The 21737-nt window shown below is 65.6% G+C and carries 20 protein-coding genes and 1 pseudogene; 18 read left to right on the forward strand and 3 right to left on the reverse strand.

Annotated features, from left to right (window positions below; translation table 11 throughout):
• Nucleotides 1-119: 119 nt before the first annotated feature.
• From A5724_RS23900 to A5724_RS23975, 16 genes and pseudogenes are all read left to right on the forward strand, one after another.
• Complete coding sequence (locus tag A5724_RS23900) at nt 120-515, forward strand: response regulator transcription factor (protein ID WP_067808233.1); 396 nt, start codon at nt 120-122, stop codon at nt 513-515.
• 163 nt (nt 516-678) lie between these two features.
• Nucleotides 679-1050 (forward strand): NADH-quinone oxidoreductase subunit A, encoded by a 372-nt coding sequence (locus A5724_RS23905; RefSeq protein WP_067808236.1) that lies wholly within the window; start codon nt 679-681, stop codon nt 1048-1050.
• Nucleotides 1041-1595: an NADH-quinone oxidoreductase subunit B family protein gene (locus A5724_RS23910; RefSeq protein ID WP_067808240.1), complete on the forward strand. Its 555-nt coding sequence runs from the start codon at nt 1041-1043 to the stop codon at nt 1593-1595. Before A5724_RS23905 ends, A5724_RS23910 begins: the two co-directional genes overlap by 10 nt.
• Nucleotides 1592-2293: an NADH-quinone oxidoreductase subunit C gene (locus A5724_RS23915; RefSeq protein WP_067808243.1), complete on the forward strand. Its 702-nt coding sequence runs from the start codon at nt 1592-1594 to the stop codon at nt 2291-2293. Before A5724_RS23910 ends, A5724_RS23915 begins: the two co-directional genes overlap by 4 nt.
• Nucleotides 2293-3612 carry an NADH dehydrogenase (quinone) subunit D gene (gene nuoD, locus A5724_RS23920; RefSeq protein ID WP_067808246.1) on the forward strand — a complete coding sequence of 440 codons (1320 nt, stop codon included), beginning with the start codon at nt 2293-2295 and terminating at the stop codon, nt 3610-3612. Before A5724_RS23915 ends, nuoD begins: the two co-directional genes overlap by 1 nt.
• Nucleotides 3609-4463, forward strand: coding sequence for an NADH-quinone oxidoreductase subunit NuoE (gene nuoE, locus A5724_RS23925; protein WP_067808249.1), 855 nt, complete (start codon nt 3609-3611; stop codon nt 4461-4463). Before nuoD ends, nuoE begins: the two co-directional genes overlap by 4 nt.
• Nucleotides 4460-5776, forward strand: a complete 1317-nt coding sequence (nuoF, locus tag A5724_RS23930; RefSeq protein WP_067808252.1) for an NADH-quinone oxidoreductase subunit NuoF — start codon at nt 4460-4462, stop codon at nt 5774-5776. Before nuoE ends, nuoF begins: the two co-directional genes overlap by 4 nt.
• 38 nt (nt 5777-5814) lie before the next feature.
• Nucleotides 5815-8202 (forward strand): NADH-quinone oxidoreductase subunit G, encoded by a 2388-nt coding sequence (locus A5724_RS23935; protein ID WP_067808254.1) that lies wholly within the window; start codon nt 5815-5817, stop codon nt 8200-8202.
• Entirely contained in the window at nt 8199-9428 is a 1230-nt protein-coding gene (gene nuoH, locus A5724_RS23940) for an NADH-quinone oxidoreductase subunit NuoH (protein ID WP_067808256.1), read from the forward strand. The genes A5724_RS23935 and nuoH overlap by 4 nt, the downstream gene beginning before the upstream one ends.
• Nucleotides 9412-9945: pseudogene (gene nuoI, locus A5724_RS23945) on the forward strand (NADH-quinone oxidoreductase subunit NuoI); the annotation flags it as partial. The gene nuoH and the pseudogene nuoI, both read left to right, overlap by 17 nt.
• Nucleotides 9942-10712: an NADH-quinone oxidoreductase subunit J gene (locus A5724_RS23950; RefSeq protein WP_067808260.1), complete on the forward strand. Its 771-nt coding sequence runs from the start codon at nt 9942-9944 to the stop codon at nt 10710-10712. The pseudogene nuoI and the gene A5724_RS23950, both read left to right, overlap by 4 nt.
• Entirely contained in the window at nt 10709-11008 is a 300-nt protein-coding gene (gene nuoK, locus A5724_RS23955) for an NADH-quinone oxidoreductase subunit NuoK (protein WP_067808262.1), read from the forward strand. Before A5724_RS23950 ends, nuoK begins: the two co-directional genes overlap by 4 nt.
• Nucleotides 11009-11015: 7 nt before the next feature.
• Nucleotides 11016-12926, forward strand: a complete 1911-nt coding sequence (nuoL, locus tag A5724_RS23960; RefSeq protein WP_067808263.1) for an NADH-quinone oxidoreductase subunit L — start codon at nt 11016-11018, stop codon at nt 12924-12926.
• Nucleotides 12923-14488: an NADH-quinone oxidoreductase subunit M gene (locus tag A5724_RS23965; protein ID WP_369830663.1), complete on the forward strand. Its 1566-nt coding sequence runs from the start codon at nt 12923-12925 to the stop codon at nt 14486-14488. The genes nuoL and A5724_RS23965 overlap by 4 nt, the downstream gene beginning before the upstream one ends.
• Complete coding sequence (gene nuoN, locus A5724_RS23970) at nt 14485-16059, forward strand: NADH-quinone oxidoreductase subunit NuoN (protein ID WP_067808268.1); 1575 nt, start codon at nt 14485-14487, stop codon at nt 16057-16059. Before A5724_RS23965 ends, nuoN begins: the two co-directional genes overlap by 4 nt.
• Before the next feature lie 57 nt (nt 16060-16116).
• A complete protein-coding gene (locus A5724_RS23975) occupies nt 16117-16890 on the forward strand; it encodes an enoyl-CoA hydratase (protein WP_067808271.1) in 774 nt (257 codons plus the stop codon).
• Here A5724_RS23975 and A5724_RS23980 read toward each other — a convergent pair.
• The 3 genes from A5724_RS23980 to A5724_RS23990 all read right to left on the reverse strand — a co-directional run bounded on the left by A5724_RS23980 (nt 16887) and on the right by A5724_RS23990 (nt 19420).
• Nucleotides 16887-17909, reverse strand: coding sequence for a GDP-mannose 4,6-dehydratase (locus A5724_RS23980; protein WP_067808273.1), 1023 nt, complete (start codon nt 17907-17909; stop codon nt 16887-16889). The genes A5724_RS23975 and A5724_RS23980 overlap by 4 nt on opposite strands.
• Nucleotides 17910-18142: 233 nt before the next feature.
• Nucleotides 18143-18817: a PIG-L deacetylase family protein gene (locus A5724_RS23985; RefSeq protein WP_067808274.1), complete on the reverse strand. Its 675-nt coding sequence runs from the start codon at nt 18815-18817 to the stop codon at nt 18143-18145.
• A gap of 6 nt (nt 18818-18823) precedes the next feature.
• Nucleotides 18824-19420 (reverse strand): TetR/AcrR family transcriptional regulator, encoded by a 597-nt coding sequence (locus A5724_RS23990; protein ID WP_067808276.1) that lies wholly within the window; start codon nt 19418-19420, stop codon nt 18824-18826.
• 43 nt (nt 19421-19463) lie between these two features.
• Between A5724_RS23990 and A5724_RS23995 the strand changes: the two genes are divergently transcribed.
• Both A5724_RS23995 and A5724_RS24000 read left to right on the forward strand, forming a co-directional pair.
• The gene (locus tag A5724_RS23995) at nt 19464-20582 is read left to right on the forward strand and encodes a phosphotransferase family protein (RefSeq protein ID WP_067808278.1); all 1119 of its coding nucleotides are present in this window, start codon (nt 19464-19466) and stop codon (nt 20580-20582) included.
• The gene (locus A5724_RS24000; protein ID WP_067808279.1) at nt 20582-21724 is read left to right on the forward strand and encodes a hypothetical protein; all 1143 of its coding nucleotides are present in this window, start codon (nt 20582-20584) and stop codon (nt 21722-21724) included. The genes A5724_RS23995 and A5724_RS24000 overlap by 1 nt, the downstream gene beginning before the upstream one ends.
• Nucleotides 21725-21737 lie beyond the last annotated feature (13 nt).

The following is a 21737-nucleotide window of genomic DNA, read 5'->3' on the forward strand; positions in this document are numbered from 1 at the left end:
TCAAGCGGCGGAAAGCCGCGTTGAGAAGTCCGGCAATCGGTACTAGCCGGACGACGATCAAGCGGCGGAAAGCCGCGTTGAGAAGTCCGGCAATCGGTTCTAGCCGTACGATCGGCCGCATGGCGGAACGTGCACTGCGGATCCTGGTCTACAGCGACAACCCCAGAACCCGTGAGCAGGTGCAGTTGGCGCTCGGCAAGCGCGTGCATCCCGACCTGCCCGAGCTGACCTACGTCGAGGTCGCGACCGGTCCGATGGTCATCCGCCAGATGGACGAGGGGGGCTTCGATCTGGTGATCCTGGACGGCGAGGCGACGCCCACCGGCGGGATGGGGATCGCAAAGCAGTTGAAGGACGAGATCGCCGACTGCCCACCGATCCTGGTGCTGACGGGCCGTCCGGATGACGCCTGGCTGGCCAGCTGGTCGCGGGCCGAGGCGGCCGTCCCCCACCCGATCGACCCGATCCGGTTGAGCGACGCCGTGGTGTCTCTGCTGCGCGCGCCGGTGCAGTAACCAACGCACCAATCGCTCTGTTGCCCTTGCCTTTTCGAGGCACGACAACATGGCCGCGGGCAGCTAGTAGCGACTCTAACCAAAATGCGTGGCACCCGTCTCAAAGCTCGCTAGGGTGTGGGTAAGCTCACATCGACAGCCCACGAGGGAGCGTTTGCGCGGCATGGATTTGTACACGCCAATACTGGTTCTCGGTGCCATTGCGGCTGCGTTCGCAATCGGTTCGGTCGGCATTGCGCTGCTGGTCGGCCCGAGGCGCTACAACCAGTCGAAACTAGAGGCCTACGAGTGCGGCATCGAACCGGTGCCGGAACTGGCGTCGGCCCACGCATCAGGCCAGCGATTTCCGATCAAGTACTACCTGACCGCGATGTTGTTCATCATCTTCGACATCGAGATCGTGTTCCTGTACCCGTGGGCGGTCGCGTTCGACAATCTCGGCCTGTTCGCGCTGGTAGAGATGCTGCTGTTCATGGTCGTGGTGTTCGTGGCCTATGCGTACGTCTGGCGGCGGGGAGGCTTGACATGGGACTAGAGGAAAAGCTGCCCGGCGGCATCCTGCTGTCCACCGTCGAAAAGGTGGCCGGTTACATCCGCAAGGGATCGCTATGGCCTGCGACGTTCGGACTGGCCTGCTGTGCCATCGAGATGATGGCCACCGCGGGGCCCCGATTCGACATCTCCCGGTTCGGCATGGAACGGTTCTCGGCGACGCCCCGGCAGGCCGACCTGATGATCGTTGCGGGCCGGGTCAGCCAGAAGATGGCGCCGGTGCTACGCCAGATCTACGACCAGATGGTCGAACCCAAGTGGGTGCTGGCGATGGGCGTGTGCGCGTCGTCAGGCGGGATGTTCAACAACTACGCGATTGTGCAAGGCGTCGACCACGTCGTGCCCGTCGACATCTATCTGCCCGGCTGCCCACCGCGACCGGAGATGTTGTTGCACGCAATCCTCAAGCTGCACGACAAGATTCAGGAGATGCCGCTCGGCGTGCACCGCGAGGAGGCGATTCGGGAAGCCGAGAAGGCTGCGTTGGCTGTCACGCCGACCATCGAGCTCAAGGGTTTGCTGAGGTGAGCGAGAACGGCAACGGGTCCCAGCCACGGGCCTACGTCGCACCACCGGAGGTCATCAAGATCCGACGCGGCATGTTCGGCAACTCCGACACCGGCGACACCTCGGGTTACGGGCGTCTGGTGCGTCCGGTCACCCTGCCGGGCAGCTCACCACGCCCCTACGGCGGGTACTTCGACGATGTCGTCGACAAACTGGAGGCCGCCCTCGGCTCAGCCGACTTCGCCGAGTCGGTGGAACGGGTCGTCGTGTACCGAGACCAGCTGACCCTCGAGATCGACCGCGGCCAGTTGCCGCTGGTGGCCCGCACGCTGCGGGACGATCCCGGGCTGCGGTTCGAGTTGTCTCTCGGGGTCAGCGGGGTGCACTACCCCGACGACGCCGGACGCGAACTGCACGCGGTCTATCCGTTGATGTCGATCACCCACAACCGCCGGATGCAACTCGAGGTAACCGCGCCGGACGCCGACCCACACATTCCGTCGCTGTTTTCGGTGTACCCGACAGTCGATTGGCATGAGCGGGAGACCTACGACTTCTTCGGCATCATTTTCGACGGCCATCCCGCCCTCACCCGCATCGAAATGCCCGACGACTGGGTCGGGCACCCACAGCGCAAGGACTACCCGTTGGGCGGCATCCCGGTGGAGTACCACGGCGCGGAGATACCACCGCCCGATCAGCGGAGGGCCTACAACTGATGAGCACATCCACCAACCCGCCCGAACGGGTGGTCGTCGTCGGCGGCCAGGACTGGGACCAAGTCGTCGCTGCCGCAAGGGAAAACGCCGCTTCGCACGCCGGCGAGCGGATCGTGGTGAACATGGGACCTCAGCATCCTTCCACGCACGGAGTGCTGCGGCTGATCCTGGAGATCGAGGGCGAGACCATCGTCGAAGCCCGCGCGGGCATCGGGTATCTGCACACCGGCATCGAGAAGAACCTCGAGTTCCGCACCTGGACCCAGGGCGTCACCTTCGTCACCCGAATGGACTATCTCTCACCCCTTTTCAACGAGACGGTGTACTGCCTCGGCGTCGAGAAACTACTCGGCGTCACCGACGACATCCCCGAGCGGGCCAGCGTCATCCGGGTGATGATGATGGAACTCAACCGGATCTCCTCGCATCTGGTGGCGCTGGCCACCGGCGGCATGGAACTGGGCTCGATGGGCGCGATGTTCTACGGGTTCCGCGAACGCGAGCAGATCCTGTTGATCTTCGAGACCATCACCGGCCTGCGGATGAACAACGCCTACATCCGGCCCGGCGGGGTGGCGATGGATCTGCCCGACGAAGCCGTCCCCCAGATCCGCGACATGCTCAAGCTGATGCCAAGGCGGCTCAAGGATCTCGAGGATCTGCTGACCGAGAACTACATCTGGAAGGCCCGCACGCAGGGCATCGGCTACCTGGACCTGACCGGCTGCATGGCGCTCGGCGTCACCGGCCCGTGCCTGCGGTCCACCGGGCTGCCGCACGATCTGCGCAGAGCCCAACCCTATTGCGGCTACGAGAATTACGAGTTCGACGTCATCACCGACGACGCCTGTGACTCCTACGGCCGCTACCTGATCCGGGTCAAGGAGATGCACGAATCGCTGAAGATCATCGAGCAGTGCCTGGACAAACTGCGGCCCGGCCCGGTGATGATCACCGACAAGAAGCTGGCGTGGCCCGCCGATCTCAAGCTCGGGCCCGACGGTCTTGGCAACTCGCCGGAGCACATCGCCAAGATCATGGGCCACTCGATGGAGGGACTCATTCACCACTTCAAACTCGTCACCGAAGGCATCCGCGTACCCGCCGGCCAGGTGTACGTGGCGATCGAGTCGCCGCGCGGTGAGCTCGGCGTGCACATGGTCTCCGACGGCGGCACCCGGCCATACCGGGTGCACTACCGAGATCCGTCGTTCAACAACCTGCAGGCGGTGGCCGCGATGTGCGAAGGCGGCATGGTGGCCGACGCGATCACCGCGGTGGCGTCCATCGACCCGGTGATGGGTGGGGTGGACAGGTGAGCGTCTTTCTCGAACTGGGTCAGCGGCCGGACGAGCCAGGCCCACCGATCCACGGCGCCAAGACCTACCCAGCCGACGTCGAAGCACGGTTGGCCGCCGACGCCGCGAAGGTGATCGCGAAGTACCCGCAGGGCCGCTCGGCGTTGCTGCCGCTGCTGCACCTCGTGCAGTCCGAGGACGGCTGTCTCACTTCGGCGGGCATCGCGTTCTGCGCGGCCCAGCTGGGATTGACCGATGCCGAGGTGACCGCCGTCGCCACCTTCTACTCGATGTACCGGCGCACCCCGACCGGCGACTACCTGGTGGGCGTCTGCACGAACACCCTGTGCGCGATCATGGGTGGCGACGCGATTCTCGATGCGCTGCAGGAACATCTGGGCATCCATGCCGGTAAGACCACCTCCGACGGCCGCGTGACGCTCGAACATGTCGAGTGCAACGCCGCCTGCGATTACGCGCCCGTCGTGATGGTCAACTGGGAGTTCTTCGACAACCAGACGCCGTCGTCGGCCCGCGACCTCGTCGACGGACTGCGGGCAGGTCAGCCGCCGTCGCCGACGCGCGGTGCGCCGCTGTGCACCTTCAAAGAAACCGCGAGAGTCCTTGCCGGTCTGCCGGATCCGGAACGGGCCGCCGCGCAGGGCGGCCCGGGCGATGCGACCCTCGCCGGGTTGCGCGTCGCCAGGGAGCGGGGCATGACCGCGCCCGACGTCGAAGCCGTGACAGATTCGCACGGCGGGCGCAACGACGTCGAAGTGGCGACCGAGGCCACCAAGAACCAAGCCGCGCCTGGTCCGTCCGCCACCGTGCCACCGAAATCCGAGAAGCCCGAAACGGATCCGAGGACATGACGCAACTGACTCCTGTGTTGAGCCGGTTCTGGGATGAACCCGAATCGTGGTCGATGGACACCTACCGCCGTCACGACGGCTACCAGGCGCTCGAGCGCGCGCTGCGCATGGCGCCCGACGACGTGATCACCACCATGAAGGACTCCGGTCTGCGCGGACGCGGCGGGGCCGGGTTCCCGACCGGCACCAAATGGTCGTTCATCCCGCAGGACGACACCGGCGCAGGCGCCAAGCCGCACTACCTGGTGGTGAACGCCGACGAGTCGGAACCCGGTACGTGCAAAGACATTCCGTTGATGCTGACCACGCCGCACTTCCTCGTCGAGGGCATCATCATCGCCTCGTATGCGATCCGGGCGCACCACGCGTTCATCTACGTGCGCGGCGAGGTCGTGCCGGTGCTGCGCCGACTGCAGACCGCCGTCGCCGAGGCCTACGACGCCGGTTACCTGGGCACGAACATCCTCGGGTCCGGCTTCGACCTGGAGTTGATCGTGCACGCGGGTGCGGGCGCCTACATCTGCGGTGAGGAGACCGCGCTGCTCGACTCACTGGAGGGCAGGCGCGGTCAGCCCAGACTGCGACCGCCGTTTCCGGCCGTGGCCGGCCTGTACGCCTCCCCCACCGTCGTCAACAACGTGGAATCCATCGCCAGTGTGCCGCCGGTTCTGCTCAATGGGGTGGACTGGTTCCGCTCCATGGGCACCGAGAAGTCTCCGGGGTTCACGCTGTATTCACTGTCCGGTCACGTCACCACTCCCGGGCAATACGAAGCGCCGCTCGGCATCACGCTGCGCGAGCTACTCGAGTACGCGGGCGGTATCCGGGCCGGGCACTCGCTGAAGTTCTGGACGCCTGGCGGATCGTCCACCCCGCTGCTGACCGAAGAGCATCTCGACGTGCCGCTGGATTACGAAGGCATGGCGAGCGTCGGCACCATGCTGGGCACCAAGGCGCTGCAGATTTTCGACGAAACCACCTGTGTGGTGCGGGCGGTGCGTCGGTGGACCCAGTTCTACGCGCACGAATCCTGCGGAAAGTGCACGCCGTGCCGCGAGGGCACCTACTGGCTGGCACAGATCTACGAACGCCTCGAAACGGGCAGGGGCACTGAAGAGGACATCCAGAAGCTGCTGGACATCTCCGACAACATCTTCGGAAGGTCGTTCTGCGCGTTGGGTGACGGCGCCGCTGCGCCGATCATGTCATCGATCAAGTTCTTCCGCGACGAATACCTCGAGCATCTGTCGGGCGGTTGCCCGTTCGATCCGCATGCCTCGACGCTGATGGCCACGGAAGGGGTGGGCGTCTAGATGGTTGCGTTCTCAGCGCGAGCAGAAGGTGGGCCTAGATGACCCAGACCGCCGACACCGGCACCGCCTCGGCCGTCGAGATGGTGAACCTCACCATCGACGGTGTCGAGGTCAGTGTGCCCAAGGGCACCTTGGTGATTCGGGCCGCAGAGTTGATCGGCGTCCAGATCCCGCGGTTCTGCGACCATCCGCTCCTCGACCCTGTCGGCGCCTGCAGGCAGTGCCTGGTCGAGGTGGAAGGCCAGCGCAAGCCGATGGCGTCGTGCACCACGACGTGCACACCGGACATGGTCGTGCACACCCAGTTCACTTCGGAAGCCGCGGACAAGGCCCAGCAGGGGGTGATGGAACTCCTGCTCATCAACCACCCGTTGGACTGCCCGGTGTGCGACAAGGGCGGCGAGTGTCCGCTGCAGAACCAGGCGATGTCCAACGGCAGGCCCGAGACGCGGTTCGAAGACGTCAAACGCACCTACCCCAAGCCGATCAACATCTCCTCGGAAGTCCTGTTGGACCGCGAGCGCTGCGTGTTGTGCGCGCGCTGCACCCGGTTCTCCGAACAGATCGCCGGCGACCCCTTCATCGAACTGCTGGAACGCGGTGCGCTGCAACAGGTCGGCATTGCGCCCGGCGAACCGTTCCAGTCGTACTATTCCGGCAACACCGTGCAGATCTGCCCGGTCGGCGCGCTGACCGGCGCCGCATACCGATTCCGCGCCAGGCCGTTCGACCTGGTGTCCAGCCCGAGCGTGTGTGAGCACTGCGCGTCGGGCTGCGCGCAGCGCACCGACCACCGCCGCGGAAAAGTGCTGCGCCGGTTGGCAGGTGACGACCCGCAGGTCAACGAGGAGTGGAACTGCGACAAGGGCCGCTGGGCGTTCACGTACACCACCCGGGGCGACCGCATCACCACCCCACTGGTCCGCGAAGACGGCAAGCTGCGCCCGGCGTCGTGGTCGGAGGCGCTCGGCGTGGCCAGCGCAGGCCTAGCCGCGGCCTATGGCAGCGCCGGGGTGCTGGTCGGCGGCCGGGTCACCGTCGAAGACGCCTACGCATATTCGAAGTTCGCTCGAATGGTTCTGGGCAGCAACGACATCGACTTCCGCGCCCGTCCGCACAGCGCGGAGGAAGCCGACTTCCTCGCCGCCCACGTTGCCGGCCAGCCGATGGCGGTCACCTACGCCGACCTGGAGACCGCGCCGTCGGTGGTGCTCGCCGGGTTTGAACCCGAAGAGGAATCGCCCATCGTCTTCCTACGGCTACGGAAGGCGGTCCGCAAAAACGGCTTGCAGGTCAAGTCGATAGCACCGTTGGGCACCCGTGCGCTGGCCAAGCTGCGGGGCGAGTTGATCGCGACGGCTCCCGGTGACGAAGCCGCGGCGCTCGACGCCCTGTCCGACGACGCGCAGCTCAAGATGCCTGGCTCCGTGATCATCGTCGGCGAGCGGCTGGCCGGCTCCCCCGGAGCGCTGTCCGCGGCAGCGAGATTGGCCGCAGCGACCGGTGCCCGGCTGGCGTGGATACCGCGACGGGCCGGTGAGCGTGGTGCGCTGGAGGCCGGCGCGCTGCCAGGACTGTTGCCCGGCGGCCGCCCCGTCGATGACGCCTCGGCCCGCGAACAGGCTGCCGCCGGTTGGAATTTCGGTGAGCTGCCGTCCACTCCGGGCCGGGACACCGCGGGCATCCTCGACGCGGCGCGCAGCGGCGAACTGGGTGCGCTGCTTGCCGGCGGTGTCGAACTCGCCGACCTGCACGACCCGGACGCCGCACTGGCCGCGATCGACGCGGCGCGCTTCGTGGTGAGCCTGGAGTTGCGGGAAAGTGCGGTCACCGCTCTCGCCGACGTCGTGTTCCCCGTCGCGCCGGTCGTGGAGAAGGCCGGCTCGTTCATGAACTGGGAGGGCCGAATTCGGCCCTTCGCGCCGTCGCTGCAGACCAACGCACTGCCGGATCTGCGCGTGTTGGCCTTCCTCGCCGACGAACTCGGCATCGACCTGAACATGCGCTCCGCCGCCGTCGCAGGCGACGAAATGGCGCGGCTGGGACTGTGGGCGGGGCAGCGCCCCGCTTCCCCGCAGCAGGCGGCGGTGAATCCGCCATCACCGGGTCAGGGGCAGGCTCTGCTGACCGGGTGGCGCATGTTGCTCGACGCGGGTCGGCTGCAGGACGGTGAACCGCATCTCGCGGGCACCGCGCGGCCACCGGTCGTGCGGTTGTCGGCGGCCACCGCGGCCGGAATCGGTGCAGCCGAAGGCGATCCGGTGACGGTGAGCACCGATCGTGGTGCGATCACTCTGCCGCTGGCCATCACGGACATGGTCGACGGCACGGTGTGGTTGCCTATCAACTCCCCTGGTTCGGCGGTGTATCCGCAACTCGGCGCGACGGCAGGTGCCGTGGTATCGATCGGACGGTCCACCTCATGACATATCCCGACCCCACACTGTTCGGCCACGATCCCTGGTGGCTCGTCATCATCAAGGCGCTCGCCATCTTCGTGTACCTGATGTTGTCCGTCCTGGTCGCGATCCTGATCGAACGCAAACTACTGGGGTGGATGCAGAACCGGCCCGGACCCAACCGCGTCGGACCGTGGGGGCTGCTGCAGTCTCTGGTCGACGGCGTCAAGCTGGCACTCAAAGAGGGCCTGATCCCCGCCGGGGTGGACAAGTTCATCTACCTTGCCGCGCCGGTCATCTCGGTGGTGCCCGCGTTCATCGCGTTCGCCGTGATCCCGATGGGCGGCGAGGTTTCGATATTCGGGCACCGGACCGCCTTGCAGCTGACCGATATGCCGGTCGCGGTGCTCTACGTCCTCGCCGCCACGTCGATCGGTGTGTACGGAATCGTGTTGGCAGGCTGGGCATCCGGCTCGACATATCCTCTGCTTGGTGGGCTGAGGTCCAGCGCGCAGGTGATTTCCTACGAGATCGCAATGGCGTTGTCGTTCGCGGCGGTCTTCATCTACGCGGGCACCATGTCGACGTCGGGCATCGTCGCATCGCAGCACGGCCTCTGGTACATCTTCCCGCTGCTGCCGTCGTTTCTGGTCTACCTCACCTCGATGGTCGGCGAGACGAACCGGGCACCGTTCGACCTGCCGGAGGCCGAAGGCGAGTTGGTCGGCGGGTTCCACACCGAGTATTCCTCGATCAAGTTCGCGATGTTCATGCTCGCTGAGTACGTGAACATGACGACGGTGTCGGCGCTGGCCACCACGTTGTTCCTCGGCGGGTGGCATGCCCCATGGCCGATCAACATGTGGGACGGCGCGAATTCCGGGTGGTGGCCGCTGCTTTGGTTCGTCGCCAAGGTGTGGACCTTCATGTTCTTCTTCTTCTGGCTGCGCGCCACGCTGCCGCGGATGCGCTACGACCAGTTCATGGGACTGGGCTGGAAGGTGCTGATCCCGGTCTCGCTGGCGTGGATCATGATTGTCTCCACCGCCCGCGCGCTGCGCAACGAGGGCTGGGACCAGTTGACCACCGGCCTGATCACGGTCGGCGCCGTGGCGGCCCTGATCCTGCTGTTCGTGCTGTGGAGATCGCTGCGATCGAGAACGGTTCGAGAGGTTCCCGAACAAGTCATCGACACAGGGGCTTTCCCGGTGCCGCCGCTGCCGACGGCTTCAAAGGAGAAGACGAATGCCTAAATTCCTGGATGCCATCGCCGGCTTCGGCGTCACGTTCAGCACCATGTTCAAGAAGCGGCTCACCGAGCAGTACCCGGAGAAACCCGGCCCGGTGGCCAAGCGCTACCACGGCCGCCATCAGCTCAATCGCTATCCGGACGGACTGGAGAAATGCATCGGCTGTGAGTTGTGCGCGTGGGCGTGCCCCGCCGACGCGATCTACGTCGAGGGCGCCGACAACACCGAGGACGAACGTTATTCGCCCGGTGAGCGTTACGGCCGCGTCTACCAGATCAACTACCTGCGATGCATCGGGTGCGGCCTGTGCATCGAGGCGTGCCCCACCAGGGCGCTGACGATGACCAACAACTACGAGATGGCCGACGACAACCGCGCCGACCTGATCTGGGGCAAGGACAAGCTGCTGGCCCCGCTGCAGCCGGGCATGGAGGCGCCGCCCCATGACATGGCGCCGGGCAGCACCGACGAGGACTACTACCGCGGCAACATCAAACCGATAACCGAGGATGCCAGGTGAGCGTCGAGGTCCTCGCTGCGCTCTCGGCGGACACCGTCGGACACACCTCGACGACGGAGGCGGTGCTGTTCTGGGTGCTCGGCACGGTCGCGGTACTCGGTGCCATCGGCGTGGTGGCCGCGCCGAAAGCGGTGTACTCGGCGATGTTTTTGGCCACCACGATGATCGTGCTGGCGGTCTTCTACATCGCGCAGGGCGCGCTGTTCCTCGGTGTCGTGCAGGTCGTGGTCTACACCGGCGCCGTGATGATGCTGTTCCTGTTCGTGCTCATGCTGATCGGCGTCGACTCGTCCGAATCCTTGGTCGAAACGATTCGGGGGCAACGGGTTGCGGCCATCATCGTCGGCCTCGGGTTCGGTGTTCTGGTCATCGCGGGCATCGGCAGCGTGTCGGTGAGCGGATTCACCGGGTTGGCCGAAGCCAACGCCGGCGGCAACGTCGACGGCCTCGCGGTGCTCATCTTCACGAAGTACCTGTGGGCGTTCGAATCGACCGGCGCCCTGCTGATCACCGCCGCCCTGGGGGCGATGGTGTTGGCGCACCGCGAACGCTTCGAGCGGCGTAAGTCGCAGCGTGAACTGGCGCAGGAGCGTTTCCGGCCCGGTGGACATCCGACCACCCTGCCCAATCCCGGTGTGTACGCGCGCAACAACGCCGTCGACATCGCCGCCCGGCTGCCAGACGGTTCGCCCGCCGAGTTGTCGGTCAGCGCGATCTTGCAGAAACGAACCGTCGGTCAGGCCAGCGGCAGGAACGGTGACTCGTGAATCCGGACAATTACCTCTACCTGTCGGCGCTGCTGTTCACCATCGGCGCGTCAGGAGTGTTGTTGCGGCGCAACGCCATTGTCATGTTCATGTGTGTGGAGTTGATGCTCAACGCAGCGAACCTGGCCTTTGTCGCGTTCTCCCGCATGCACGGCCATCTGGACGGCCAAGTCGTGGCCTTCTTCACAATGGTGGTCGCCGCCTGCGAGGTGGTGGTCGGGCTCGCGATCATCATGACCGTCTTCCGCACCCGCAGGTCGGCTTCAGTCGACGAAGCCAGTCTGCTGAAAAACTAAGGCTGCGATGATAACTCTGGTGTGGCTGGTGATCGCCCTCCCACTGGCGGGTGCGGCGATCCTTCTGCTCGCGGGCAGGCGATCCAACGCCTGGGGGCACCTGCTGGGATGCCTGGCGGCGCTGGGCTCCTTCGCTGCCGGTGTGGTCTTGTTCGTCGACCTGCTCGGCCGCCATGCCGAAGACCGTGTGGTGCACCAAAACCTGTTCTCCTGGGTGCCGGTCGGCGGTCTGCATGTGGACTTCGGTCTGCAGCTGGATGCGCTGTCCATGTGCTTCGTGCTGCTGATCACCGGTGTGGGCTCGCTGATCCACATCTACTCGATCGGCTACATGGCCGAAGACCCGGAGCGCAGACGGTTTTTCGCCTATCTCAACCTCTTTTTGTCGGCGATGCTGCTGTTGGTGTTGGCCGACAACTACCTCGGCCTCTACGTCGGATGGGAAGGCGTCGGCCTAGCGTCGTACCTGCTGATCGGGTTCTGGCAGCACAAACCGTCGGCGGCCACCGCGGCCAAGAAGGCATTCGTCGTCAACCGCGTCGGTGACATGGGTCTGGCCATCGCGTTGATGGTGATGTTCGCCTACTTCGGGTCGATCTCCTACGCGGGCGTGTTCTCCGCGGCGCCGCGACTCAGTGAAGGCACGCTCAACGCGATCGGCCTGCTGCTGTTGGTGGCGGCGTGCGGCAAGTCGGCGCAGGTGCCGCTGCAATCCTGGCTGGGCGACGCAATGGAGGGTCCGACACCGGTGTCGGCGCTCATCCACGCCGCGACCATGGTCACCGCGGGCGTGTACCTGATCGTGCGGTCCGGCCCCGTGTTCGACCTTGCGCCCGGCGCGCAGGTGGGTGTCGTCATCGTGGGCACCGTCACGCTGCTCTTCGGTGCGATCGTCGGTTGCGCCAAAGATGACATCAAGAAAGCGCTTGCGGCGTCCACCATGTCGCAGATCGGCTACATGGTGCTGGCCGCGGGTCTCGGGCCGGCCGGTTACGCCTTCGCGATCATGCATCTGCTCACCCACGGCTTCTTCAAGGCCGGACTGTTCCTCGGGGCCGGTTCGGTCATGCACGCCATGAACGACGAAGTGAACATGCGCCGCTACGGCGGATTGCGCAAGGCGCTGCCGATCACGTTCGCCACGTTCGGCCTCGGCTACCTCGCGATCATCGGCGTGCCACCGCTGGCCGGCTTCTTCTCCAAGGACGGCATCATCGAGGCCGCGCTGGGCAGCGGCGGGATCAAGGGCCCGATCCTCGGGGCCGCCGCGATCCTCGGCGCGGGCATCACCGCGTTCTACATGACCCGGGTGATGCTGATGACGTTCTTCGGCGAAAAGCGTTGGGCTTCCGAGAGGGACGAAGCGACGGGGAACAAACTTGTCGCGCATCCGCATGAGGCGCCCGCGGTCATGACGTGGCCGATGATCCTGCTCGCCGTGGGATCGGTGTTCTCCGGCGGTGTTTTCGCGATCGGCGGCACCTTGCAGAAGTGGCTCGAACCAGTCGTCGGCGCGCACGAGGAGGCGCACGCCGTTCCGGTGTGGGTGGCCACCACCGTGATCCTGGTCGTGGTGGCCGCGGGCATCGCGATCGCGTACCGAATGTACGCCAAGCGGGCGGTCCCGGAAGAGGTGCCCGCCGGATCGGCGCTCACTGTCGCTGCGCGACAAGACCTTTACGGCGATGCGTTCAATGAGCGGGTGTTCATGAGGCCGGGCGCGCTGCTCACCGAGGGGCTCGTCGAGATCGACGACGACGCGGTGGACGGTGCGGCGAACGGACTTGCCGCGATCGTCGGCCGGATCTCGGACGGATTCCGGAAACTGCAGACCGGCTTCGCCAGGTCGTATGCGTTGTCGATGTTGGCCGGTGCGGCCCTGGTGGTCGCCGCGATCCTGGCGGTGCAGCTGTGGTGAGTAACCTCCCTTGGCTCACGATCCTGTGGGCGATCCCGACGCTCGGCGCGGCGCTGCTGATGCTGCTGCCCGCGGCGCAACGCACAACGGTCAAGTGGCTGGCGCTGCTGATCTCGCTGGCGGTGCTCGCGGTCACCTTGGTGGTGGCCGTCGGCTTCCAGCCGGGCGGCGAGCAGTACCAGTTTGTCGAAAACCACAGATGGATCCCGTCATTCGGCACGGGCTACATCCTGGGCGTCGACGGCATCGCCCTGGCACTGGTGGTGCTGACGGCCGTCCTGGTGCCGCTGCTGATCATCGCCGGCTGGAACGATGCCGATCACCAGACAGGCCTGCGCGGTCGGTCAGTGCACACCTACCTGGCGCTGACACTGGCCGTCGAGGGCATGGTGCTCATCTCCCTGGTGTCGCTCGACATACTGCTGTTCTACGTGTTCTTCGAAGCCATGCTGATCCCGATGTACTTCCTGATCGGCGGATTCGGCGGCGAGAACCGGTCCAAGGCGGCGGTGAAGTTCCTGCTGTACAACCTCTTCGGCGGTCTGATCATGCTCGCCGCGGTGATCGGCCTGTATGTGGTGACCGCGCAGAGCGACGCGTTCGGGGCGGGCACCTTCGACTTCCGCGCGATCGTCGCCGCGGTGTCCAGCGGTCAGTTCGTGATGAGCCCGGCGGTGATGAACCTGTTGTTCGGCGGGTTCATGTTCGCCTTCGCGGTCAAGGCGCCGCTGTGGCCGTTTCACCGCTGGCTGCCCGACGCCGCGGTGGAAGCCACCCCGGCCAGTGCGGTGCTGATGATGGCCGTGATGGACAAGGTCGGCACGTTCGGCATGTTGCGCTACTGCCTGCAGTTGTTCCCGGACGCCTCAATGTATTTCCGGCCGCTGATCATCACGCTGGCCGTGATCGGAATCGTCTACGGCGCGATCGTGGCGATCGGGCAGGTCGACGTGATGCGACTGATCGCCTACACGTCGATCTCGCATTTCGGCTTCATCATCCTCGGCATTTTCGTGATGACCACCCAGGGCCAATCCGGATCGACGCTGTACATGGTCAACCACGGCATCTCCACCGCCGCGCTGTTCCTGATCGCCGGATTCCTGGTGTCGCGCAGGGGCACTCGCCTGATCGCGGCCTATGGCGGGGTGCAGAAGGTGGCACCGATCCTGGCGGGCACCTTCCTGGTCGCCGGCCTCGCGACGTTGTCCCTGCCGGGCCTTGCGCCGTTCATCAGTGAATTCCTGGTGTTGATCGGAACATTCACGCGTTACCCGGCGTTCGCGGTGTTCGCGTCACTGGCGCTGGTGTTGTCCGCGATCTACATCCTGTGGATGTATCAGCGGATGATGACCGGCCCGGTCAAGGAGGACAACCACGGCCTGCGCGATCTGGTGCCACGCGAACTCGTCGTCGTCGCACCACTCATCGCACTGTTGCTGTTGCTCGGGGTGTATCCCAAACCCGCACTCGACGTGATCGATCCCGCCGTCAGCCACACGCTGACCACCGTCAACCAGCCTGACCCGGCGCCGCGGATGGCAGAAGGGCCGGTCCGATGAACGTCCCCACCCCCACCGTCGAATACGGCTTGCTGTCACCCATGCTGATCGTGCTCGGGGCGGCCGTGCTCGGAGTTCTGGTCGAGGCGTTCCTGCCCCGCCACCGGCGCTACGCCGCCCAGTTGGTGCTCAGCCTCGGCGGGCTGGCCGCCGCCTTCATCGCGGTCGTCGGACTCGCTCGCGATCTACGCGGCAGCACCGGACGTTCGGCCGTGATGGGTGCCATCGCGGTCGACGCCCCAACCCTGTTCCTTCAGGCCACCATCCTGCTGGTCGGTGTGCTCGGCATCCTGCTCATCGCCGAACGGCGCAAACCCGCATCCGCAGACGACGAGATCAGCCCCGGCCTTGATGCGTTCACCCCGCAAGCGTCGGCGGTGGCGGGCAGCGTCGTGGAGAAACTGGCCACCAAGGCGGGCGTCATCCAGACCGAGGTCTTCCCGCTGACCATGTTCGCCATCGGCGGCATGCTGTTGTTCCCCGCCTCCGACGATCTGCTGACCATGTTCATCTCGCTCGAGGTGCTCTCGCTGCCGCTCTATCTGCTCTGCGGGCTGGCCCGCAGGCGGCGACTGCTTTCGCAGGAAGCGTCGGTCAAATACTTTCTGCTGGGCGCATTTTCGTCGGCGTTCTTCCTGTATGGCGCCGCGATGTTGTACGGCTACGCCGGCACACTGAACCTCGGCGGCATCGCCGACGCGGTGACGGCGGGCACGGGCAAAACGTCGCTGGCGCTGCTCGGCACCGGGTTGCTGCTCGTCGGTGTGCTGTTCAAGGTCGGCGCCGTGCCGTTCCATTCGTGGATTCCCGACGTGTACCAGGGCGCACCGACCCCGATCACCGCGTTCATGGCGGCGGCGACGAAGATCGCGGCGTTCGGCGCGATGCTGCGCATCTTCTACATCGCGGTGCCCGGTCTGCACCAGGACTGGCGACCGGTGATGTGGGCGATCGCCATTCTCACCATGGTGGTCGGCACCGTGACGGCGGTGACGCAGAACGACGTCAAGCGCATGCTGGCGTATTCGGCTGTGGCACATACCGGTTTCATCCTGACCGGTGTCATCGCCCAGAACGAGGCAGGCGTGTCGTCGACGCTGTTCTACCTGTTCGCCTACGGGTTCAGCACCGTCGGCGCGTTCGCGGTGGTCGGTTTGGTGCGCACCCCCGACGGCGACGAGGACACCGCGTTGGCGCGGTGGGCGGGCCTCGGCCGCCGGTATCCCGTTGTCGGCATTGTGTTTTCGCTGTTCCTACTGGCGTTCGCCGGCATCCCTCTGACGAGCGGGTTCGTCAGCAAGTTCGCGGTTTTCAAGGCCGCAGGCGAGGGCGGTGCAATTCCACTCGTCGTGATCGGCGTCATCGCCAGCGCCGTGGCCGCGTACTTCTATGTTCGGGTCATCGTGTTGATGTTCTTCACCGATCCGCCCGACGACGCGCCAATAGTGGTGGTGCCCAGCGTGTTGAGCACGGCGGTCGTCACCGTCACCGCGGCTGTCACCTTCGCCCTCGGCGCCCTGCCTCAGCCGCTGCTGGACCTGGCCAATACCGCCAACCAGTTCCTGCCGTAACCCTCTCTCCTGCGGAGAAGATTCCGCCAAAACGTCGCTCTCGGCGGAAGGGGAGCCATGACCGAACCGCTTGTCCTGACGGCTGACCACGGCGCGGTCAGGCTGCTGACGCTCAACCGACCCGGCGCCAGAAACGCGCTGAGCCGCGATCTGATCAAGGCCACGTACACCGCGCTGACCGACGCCGATGCCGACGACTCGGTGCGCGCCGTGGTGCTGACGGGGTCGGATCCGGCGTTCTGCGCAGGCGTCGACCTCAAGGAGGCGCAGCGCGACGGACTGAAGTACTTCGAGGAGTTCCGATCACAGAGCTGCATCGCCGCGGTGGCCAACATGCGCACGCCGATCATCGGAGCGATCAACGGGGCAACGTTCACCGGCGGGCTCGAGATGGCACTGGGCTGCGATTTCCTGGTGGCGTCCGAGCGGGCGGTGTTCGCCGATACGCATGCCCGCGTCGGCATCCTGCCCGGGGGTGGGATGACCGCACGGCTGCCCCAGGTCGTCGGGGTGGCGATGGCGCGGCGACTGTCGATGACAGGTGAGGTGGTCGACGCTGCTCGCGCTGAGCGCATCGGGCTGGTGACCGAGGTGGTGCCGCACGGGCAGCTGCTCGAGCGGGCCCTGGAGTTGGCGACCCAGATCGCCGAGGTGCCGACACCAACCAAGTTGGGGCTCAAGGAGATCTACACGACCGGAGTGGCCGCGGTGGTCGACCCCGCTCTCGCCGCCGAAGCGGCGATCGCGTTCGCGCAGCACCGTGATTTCGACGGCCTCGGTGATACGTTCCGCGCCGTGACTGAGCGCAACAAGCGCCAGATCGACAGCTAGCGCCTCAACGCGGCCACCGACTGCGCCGCGATGTCGCTTTCGACCATCAAAGCCACCAGTTCGACGAACGACATGCGCGGTTTCCAGCCCAACACCGACCGCGCCTTGGCTGCATCTCCGATCAGCACGTTGACGTCGGCGGGTCGAAGTTGCGCCGCGTCGACCCTGACATGGCGCGACCAATCGTCGACACCGATTACCGCGAACGCGACGTCGAGAAACTCAGCGACAGAATGGGCTTCGCCCGTAGCCAACACATAGTCGTCGGGCTTGTCCTGCTGCAGCATCAGGTGCATGGCCTCGACATAGTCTCCCGCGAAGCCCCAATCACGTTGTGCCTGCAAATTTCCCAGCGAGATGGTGTCCTGTAGCCCCAGCGAGATTCGCGCCACTGCCTGGCTGATCCGTCGAGTCACGAACTCCGTTCCGCGACGAGGTGATTCATGGTTGAACAACATCGCCGAGCTGGCGTGCATGCCGTAGGACTCGCGGTAGTTCACGGTCATGTAGTGCCCGTACGCCTTCGCCGCGCCGTACGGTGACCGGGGATAGAACGGACTCGATTCCCGCAGCGGGGTCTCTTGGGCGTTGCCGAACATCTCGGCGCTCGACGCCTGGTAATAACGCACGTCGTGGCCCGACACCTGCTGGTAGAGCCGCACCGCCTCGAGCATGTTGAGCACACCGCCGCCGGTGACGTCGAACGTCAGCCGCGGGTTTTGCCACGAGTACGCCACGAAGGTCACGGCTGCGAGGTTGTACACCTCGTCCGGCTGCGCGACGTGCATGGCCGACACCAGGCTGGACATGTCGAGCAGATCACCGTGCAGGATGTGGACTTCCGGAAATTCGGCGCGAAGACCCGGTTCTTTCGGATTGTTCTGGCCGCGGACCAGGCCGTACACCTGGTAGCCCTTGCTCAACAGCAACTCGGTCAGGTACCCGCCGTCCTGCCCGGTGATACCGGTGATCAGCGCTCTTCTGCCGGAGGCAGCGTTCCCTTGGTACCGTCCACCCACCCTGCATGCCCCCTCGCCCCATACTTTGATGCAGATTGTCCGTCATACTACGCACATGAAGTTCGCTAGTGTGTGGCTTTGCAAATGCTGTGTGAATGTTCACAAAGTGCTGTGCGTCTGAACGTAGATTCTCGACGTGCGAATTCGACCGATCGATGCCGGTTTCGATCCGTGCAAAGCGAACGAATATTCCAGGCAGCGAAAATTATGCCGATTAGCTGTGGGCTACGACTTCAGCCCCGGAGCAACCTGAACTCGACGGTCCGCCTGCCGTCGAACTCGGGACGCGGCGTTGTCGTCATGTCCACCTGTGCGCGCGCCTGCTCCAGCACCGGCGTCGCGGGATCGAGCACCGACAGGTACACGTCGTGGGCCGCGAGCGACGTGACGGCGCGCTCGAAACAGTCGTCGTCGATCACCTCGGCATGGGTCACCTCTGGGCCAATCTCGAACAGCCACCGAGGCGGGTCGCCCAACGAATCATAAGCCGCCGCAACGGCGTTCGAGAACTCAATGTGGTCGCGCCGGTTCGGCTGCCCCGGCCCCCACTCCGGACCGCCGTAGATCGTCAGCGCCACGTCGGGCCGCAGCATGCCGATCGTGTCGGCGATCTTCGCACGCAATTCCGGCGTATTGCGGATCCGACCGTCGGGAAAGTCCCAGAACTGCACGTCGTCGACGCCGACGATGGCGGCCGACCGGCGCTGCTCCATCTCCCTCAGCGGCCCCGCCTGCTCGGGCGGCATGCCCTCGATGCCCTTTTCGCCCCGGCACGCCAGTGCGTAATGCACTGTCTTGCCCTGCGCCGTCCATTTCGCAATCGCCGCGGCGCAGTCGTACTCGACGTCGTCGGGATGGGGCACGAGCACCAGTGCGGTCCGCCAGTCGGTTGGGAAGGTCTCCAGCATCGTTTTCTAGGCCACTACGCCGTGCACCACGATTGCGGTCGTCTGCGCGACCCATTCCTCACCGAGCGGTTCGTCGGGCATCAGCAGCACACGCAACAGCGTAGCGCCGCCGATCACCTCCACCAGGCGGTCCGGATCGACGTCGGCGTGTACCTCGCCCCGCCGCACGGCGTCGGCCAGTCGGGTTCGCACGGCGACGAAGACGTCGGTGAAGCGGCTCATCACCCGCGCGTTGAGGTCGGCATCGGCGGCCATGTCGGCGATCAACCCGGGCAGCGCGGCGCGCACAAGGGCACTGGTGAACACGTCGCGGGCGGCGGCGATCATGGCGTGGATGTCGGCGGCGATGTCGCCCGGCGGCGTCTCGATCGCAGTCGGCGCGGCCGGAAACGCGGCCTCGTGCACCAATTCGGCCTTACTCGACCAGCGCCGGTACAGCGCGGTCTTGGTGGTCCCGGCGCGCTCGGCCACCGCAGCCATGGTCAGGTTCGAATATCCGATTTCCACAAGCAGATCCGCCGCGGCACGCAGAATGGCAGCGTCGATGCGCGCATCCCGTGGCCGCCCGCGGCTCTTGTCAACCGAAGGCGGGTCTGCTTTCATAACGCTACCCACCGTATCGTAATTATCGGCCGAAGGAAGAACTGTGGCTACTGAACCGGCTGTCGAAGATGTCAGCCGCCTTGAACACTCGAGTCGTGACCTGAGCGCCCTGCCCGAGGTGATGTCGGACTGGTTGGCGACCGTGATGCCTGGCGGTGTCAGGCCTGAGATCACCGTCGAAAGCGGTGTCGACTCCAACGGCATGTCGTCGGAGACGATCATCCTGACCGGCCGCTGGGACGGCAATGAACAGAAGTGGGTGGCGCGGGTGGCGCCGACCGCGCGAGACGTGCCGGTGTTCTCGTCATACCGGATGGACCACCAGTTCGACGTGATCCGGCTTGTCGGCGAGAAGACCGACGTGCCGGTCCCCCGCGTGCGCTGGCTCGAACCGACAGGAGCGGTGTTCGGCACACCGTTCTTCCTGATGGACTACGTCGAGGGTCAGGTGCCGCCGGATGTCATGCCGTACACGTTCGGCAACAACTGGTTCGCCGACTCCCCCGCCGAGCGTCGGCGTGAACTGCAGGACAGCACCGTCGAGGTGATCGCCAAACTCCACTCGATTCCCGAGCCCGAGAAGACATTCGACTTCCTCGACGACGGCAGTGAGCCGAATGCGTTGCGGCGCAATCTCAATTGGCTGCAGTCCTGGTATCAGTTCGCCGTTCCCGACATCGGCCGCTCGGAACTGCTCGAACGTGCGCTGGACTGGTTGGAGACGAACTGGCCCGCCGAGGTCGCCGCCAAGGACCCGGTGCTGGTGTGGGGCGACTCCCGCGTCGGCAACGTGCTCTACCGGGATTTCCGGCCAGTTGCGGTGTTGGACTGGGAGATGGCGGTGCTCGGTCCGCGGGAGATGGACGTCGCGTGGATCATCTTCGCCCACATGGTCTTTCAAGAGCTGGCCGGCTTGGCTGGATTGCCAGGGCTGCCGGATTTCATGCGCGAGGAAGACGTCAAGGCGACGTACGCCGAGTTGGCCGGTGTCGAGTTGGGCGACCTGCACTGGTTCTACGTGTACTCCGGTGTGATCTGGGCGTGTGTGTTCATGCGGACCAGTGCTCGGCGGGTGCGGTTCGGCGAGATCGAGAAACCCGACGACGTGGAATCGTTGTTCTACCACGGCTCGGTGCTCAAGCGGCTGATCGGAGAGGCGTAATGCTCGGCCCCATGGACGAATTCCCGGTGCACCAGGTCCCGCGGCCGATCGCCTGGCCCGGGTCCAGTGACCGCAACTTCTACGACCGCTCGTATTTCAACGCACACGACCGCACCGGCGACATCTTCGTGATCTCGGGCATCGGCTACTACCCGAATCTCGGGGTGAAAGACGCGTTCCTCCTGGTTGCCCGCCGCGGAGGCGGCAGGTTCGGCGGAAGCGGCGACGAGCAGACCGCTGTGCACCTCAGTGGCGCCATCGACCAGGACCGGCTGCGCCAGCACGTCGGCAACTATCGCGTCGAGGTCGTCGAGCCGCTGCACAAGCTTCGCATCGTGCTCGACGAAACCGAAGGCATCGCTGCGGATTTGACGTGGGAGGGACTGTTCGACGTCGTGCAGGAGCAACCCCACATCATGCGGCGCGGCAACCGCGTCACACTCGATGCGCAGCGTTTCGCCCAGGTGGGCGCGTGGAGCGGTCAGCTGGCGATCGACGGCCACGAGATCGCCGTCGACCCCTCCCGCTGGATCGGGACCCGCGACCGGTCCTGGGGTATCCGGCCGATCGGCGAGGCCGAGCCGCCGGGCCGCCCCGATGATCCGCCCTTCGAGGGCATGTGGTGGTTGTACGTGCCGATGGCGTTCGACGACTTCGGCATCGTCGTGATCATGCAGGAGGACCACCTGGGCTTCCGGTCGCTCAACGACTGCACGCGCATCTGGAAGGACGGCCGCGTCGAGCAACTCGGCTGGCCCCGGGTCAAGATCCACTACCGCTCCGGCACCCGCATCCCCACCGGTGCGACCATCGACGCGACCGCATTCGACGGCACCCCAGTACATTTCGACGTCGAGTCCAAGCTGCCGGTGCCGATCCATGTCGGCGGCGGATACGGCGGCGACTCGGACTGGCTGCACGGCATGTGGAAGGGTGAGAACTTCACCGAGCGTCTCACCTACGACATGACCGACCCGGCCATCGTCGGGCGCGCGGGTTTCGGCGTGATCGACCATGTCGGCCGCGCGGTGTGCCGGGATGCCGACGGCGTCGAGCGTGAGGGCTGGGGGCTGTTCGAGCACGGCGCGCTCGGCAGGCACGACCCGTCCGGATTCTCCGACTGGCTGACCGTCGCGCCGTAACTCCCCCTGTGCG

Source organism: Mycobacterium sp. ACS1612 (genome assembly GCF_001667505.1).
Classification (GTDB): domain Bacteria; phylum Actinomycetota; class Actinomycetes; order Mycobacteriales; family Mycobacteriaceae; genus Mycobacterium.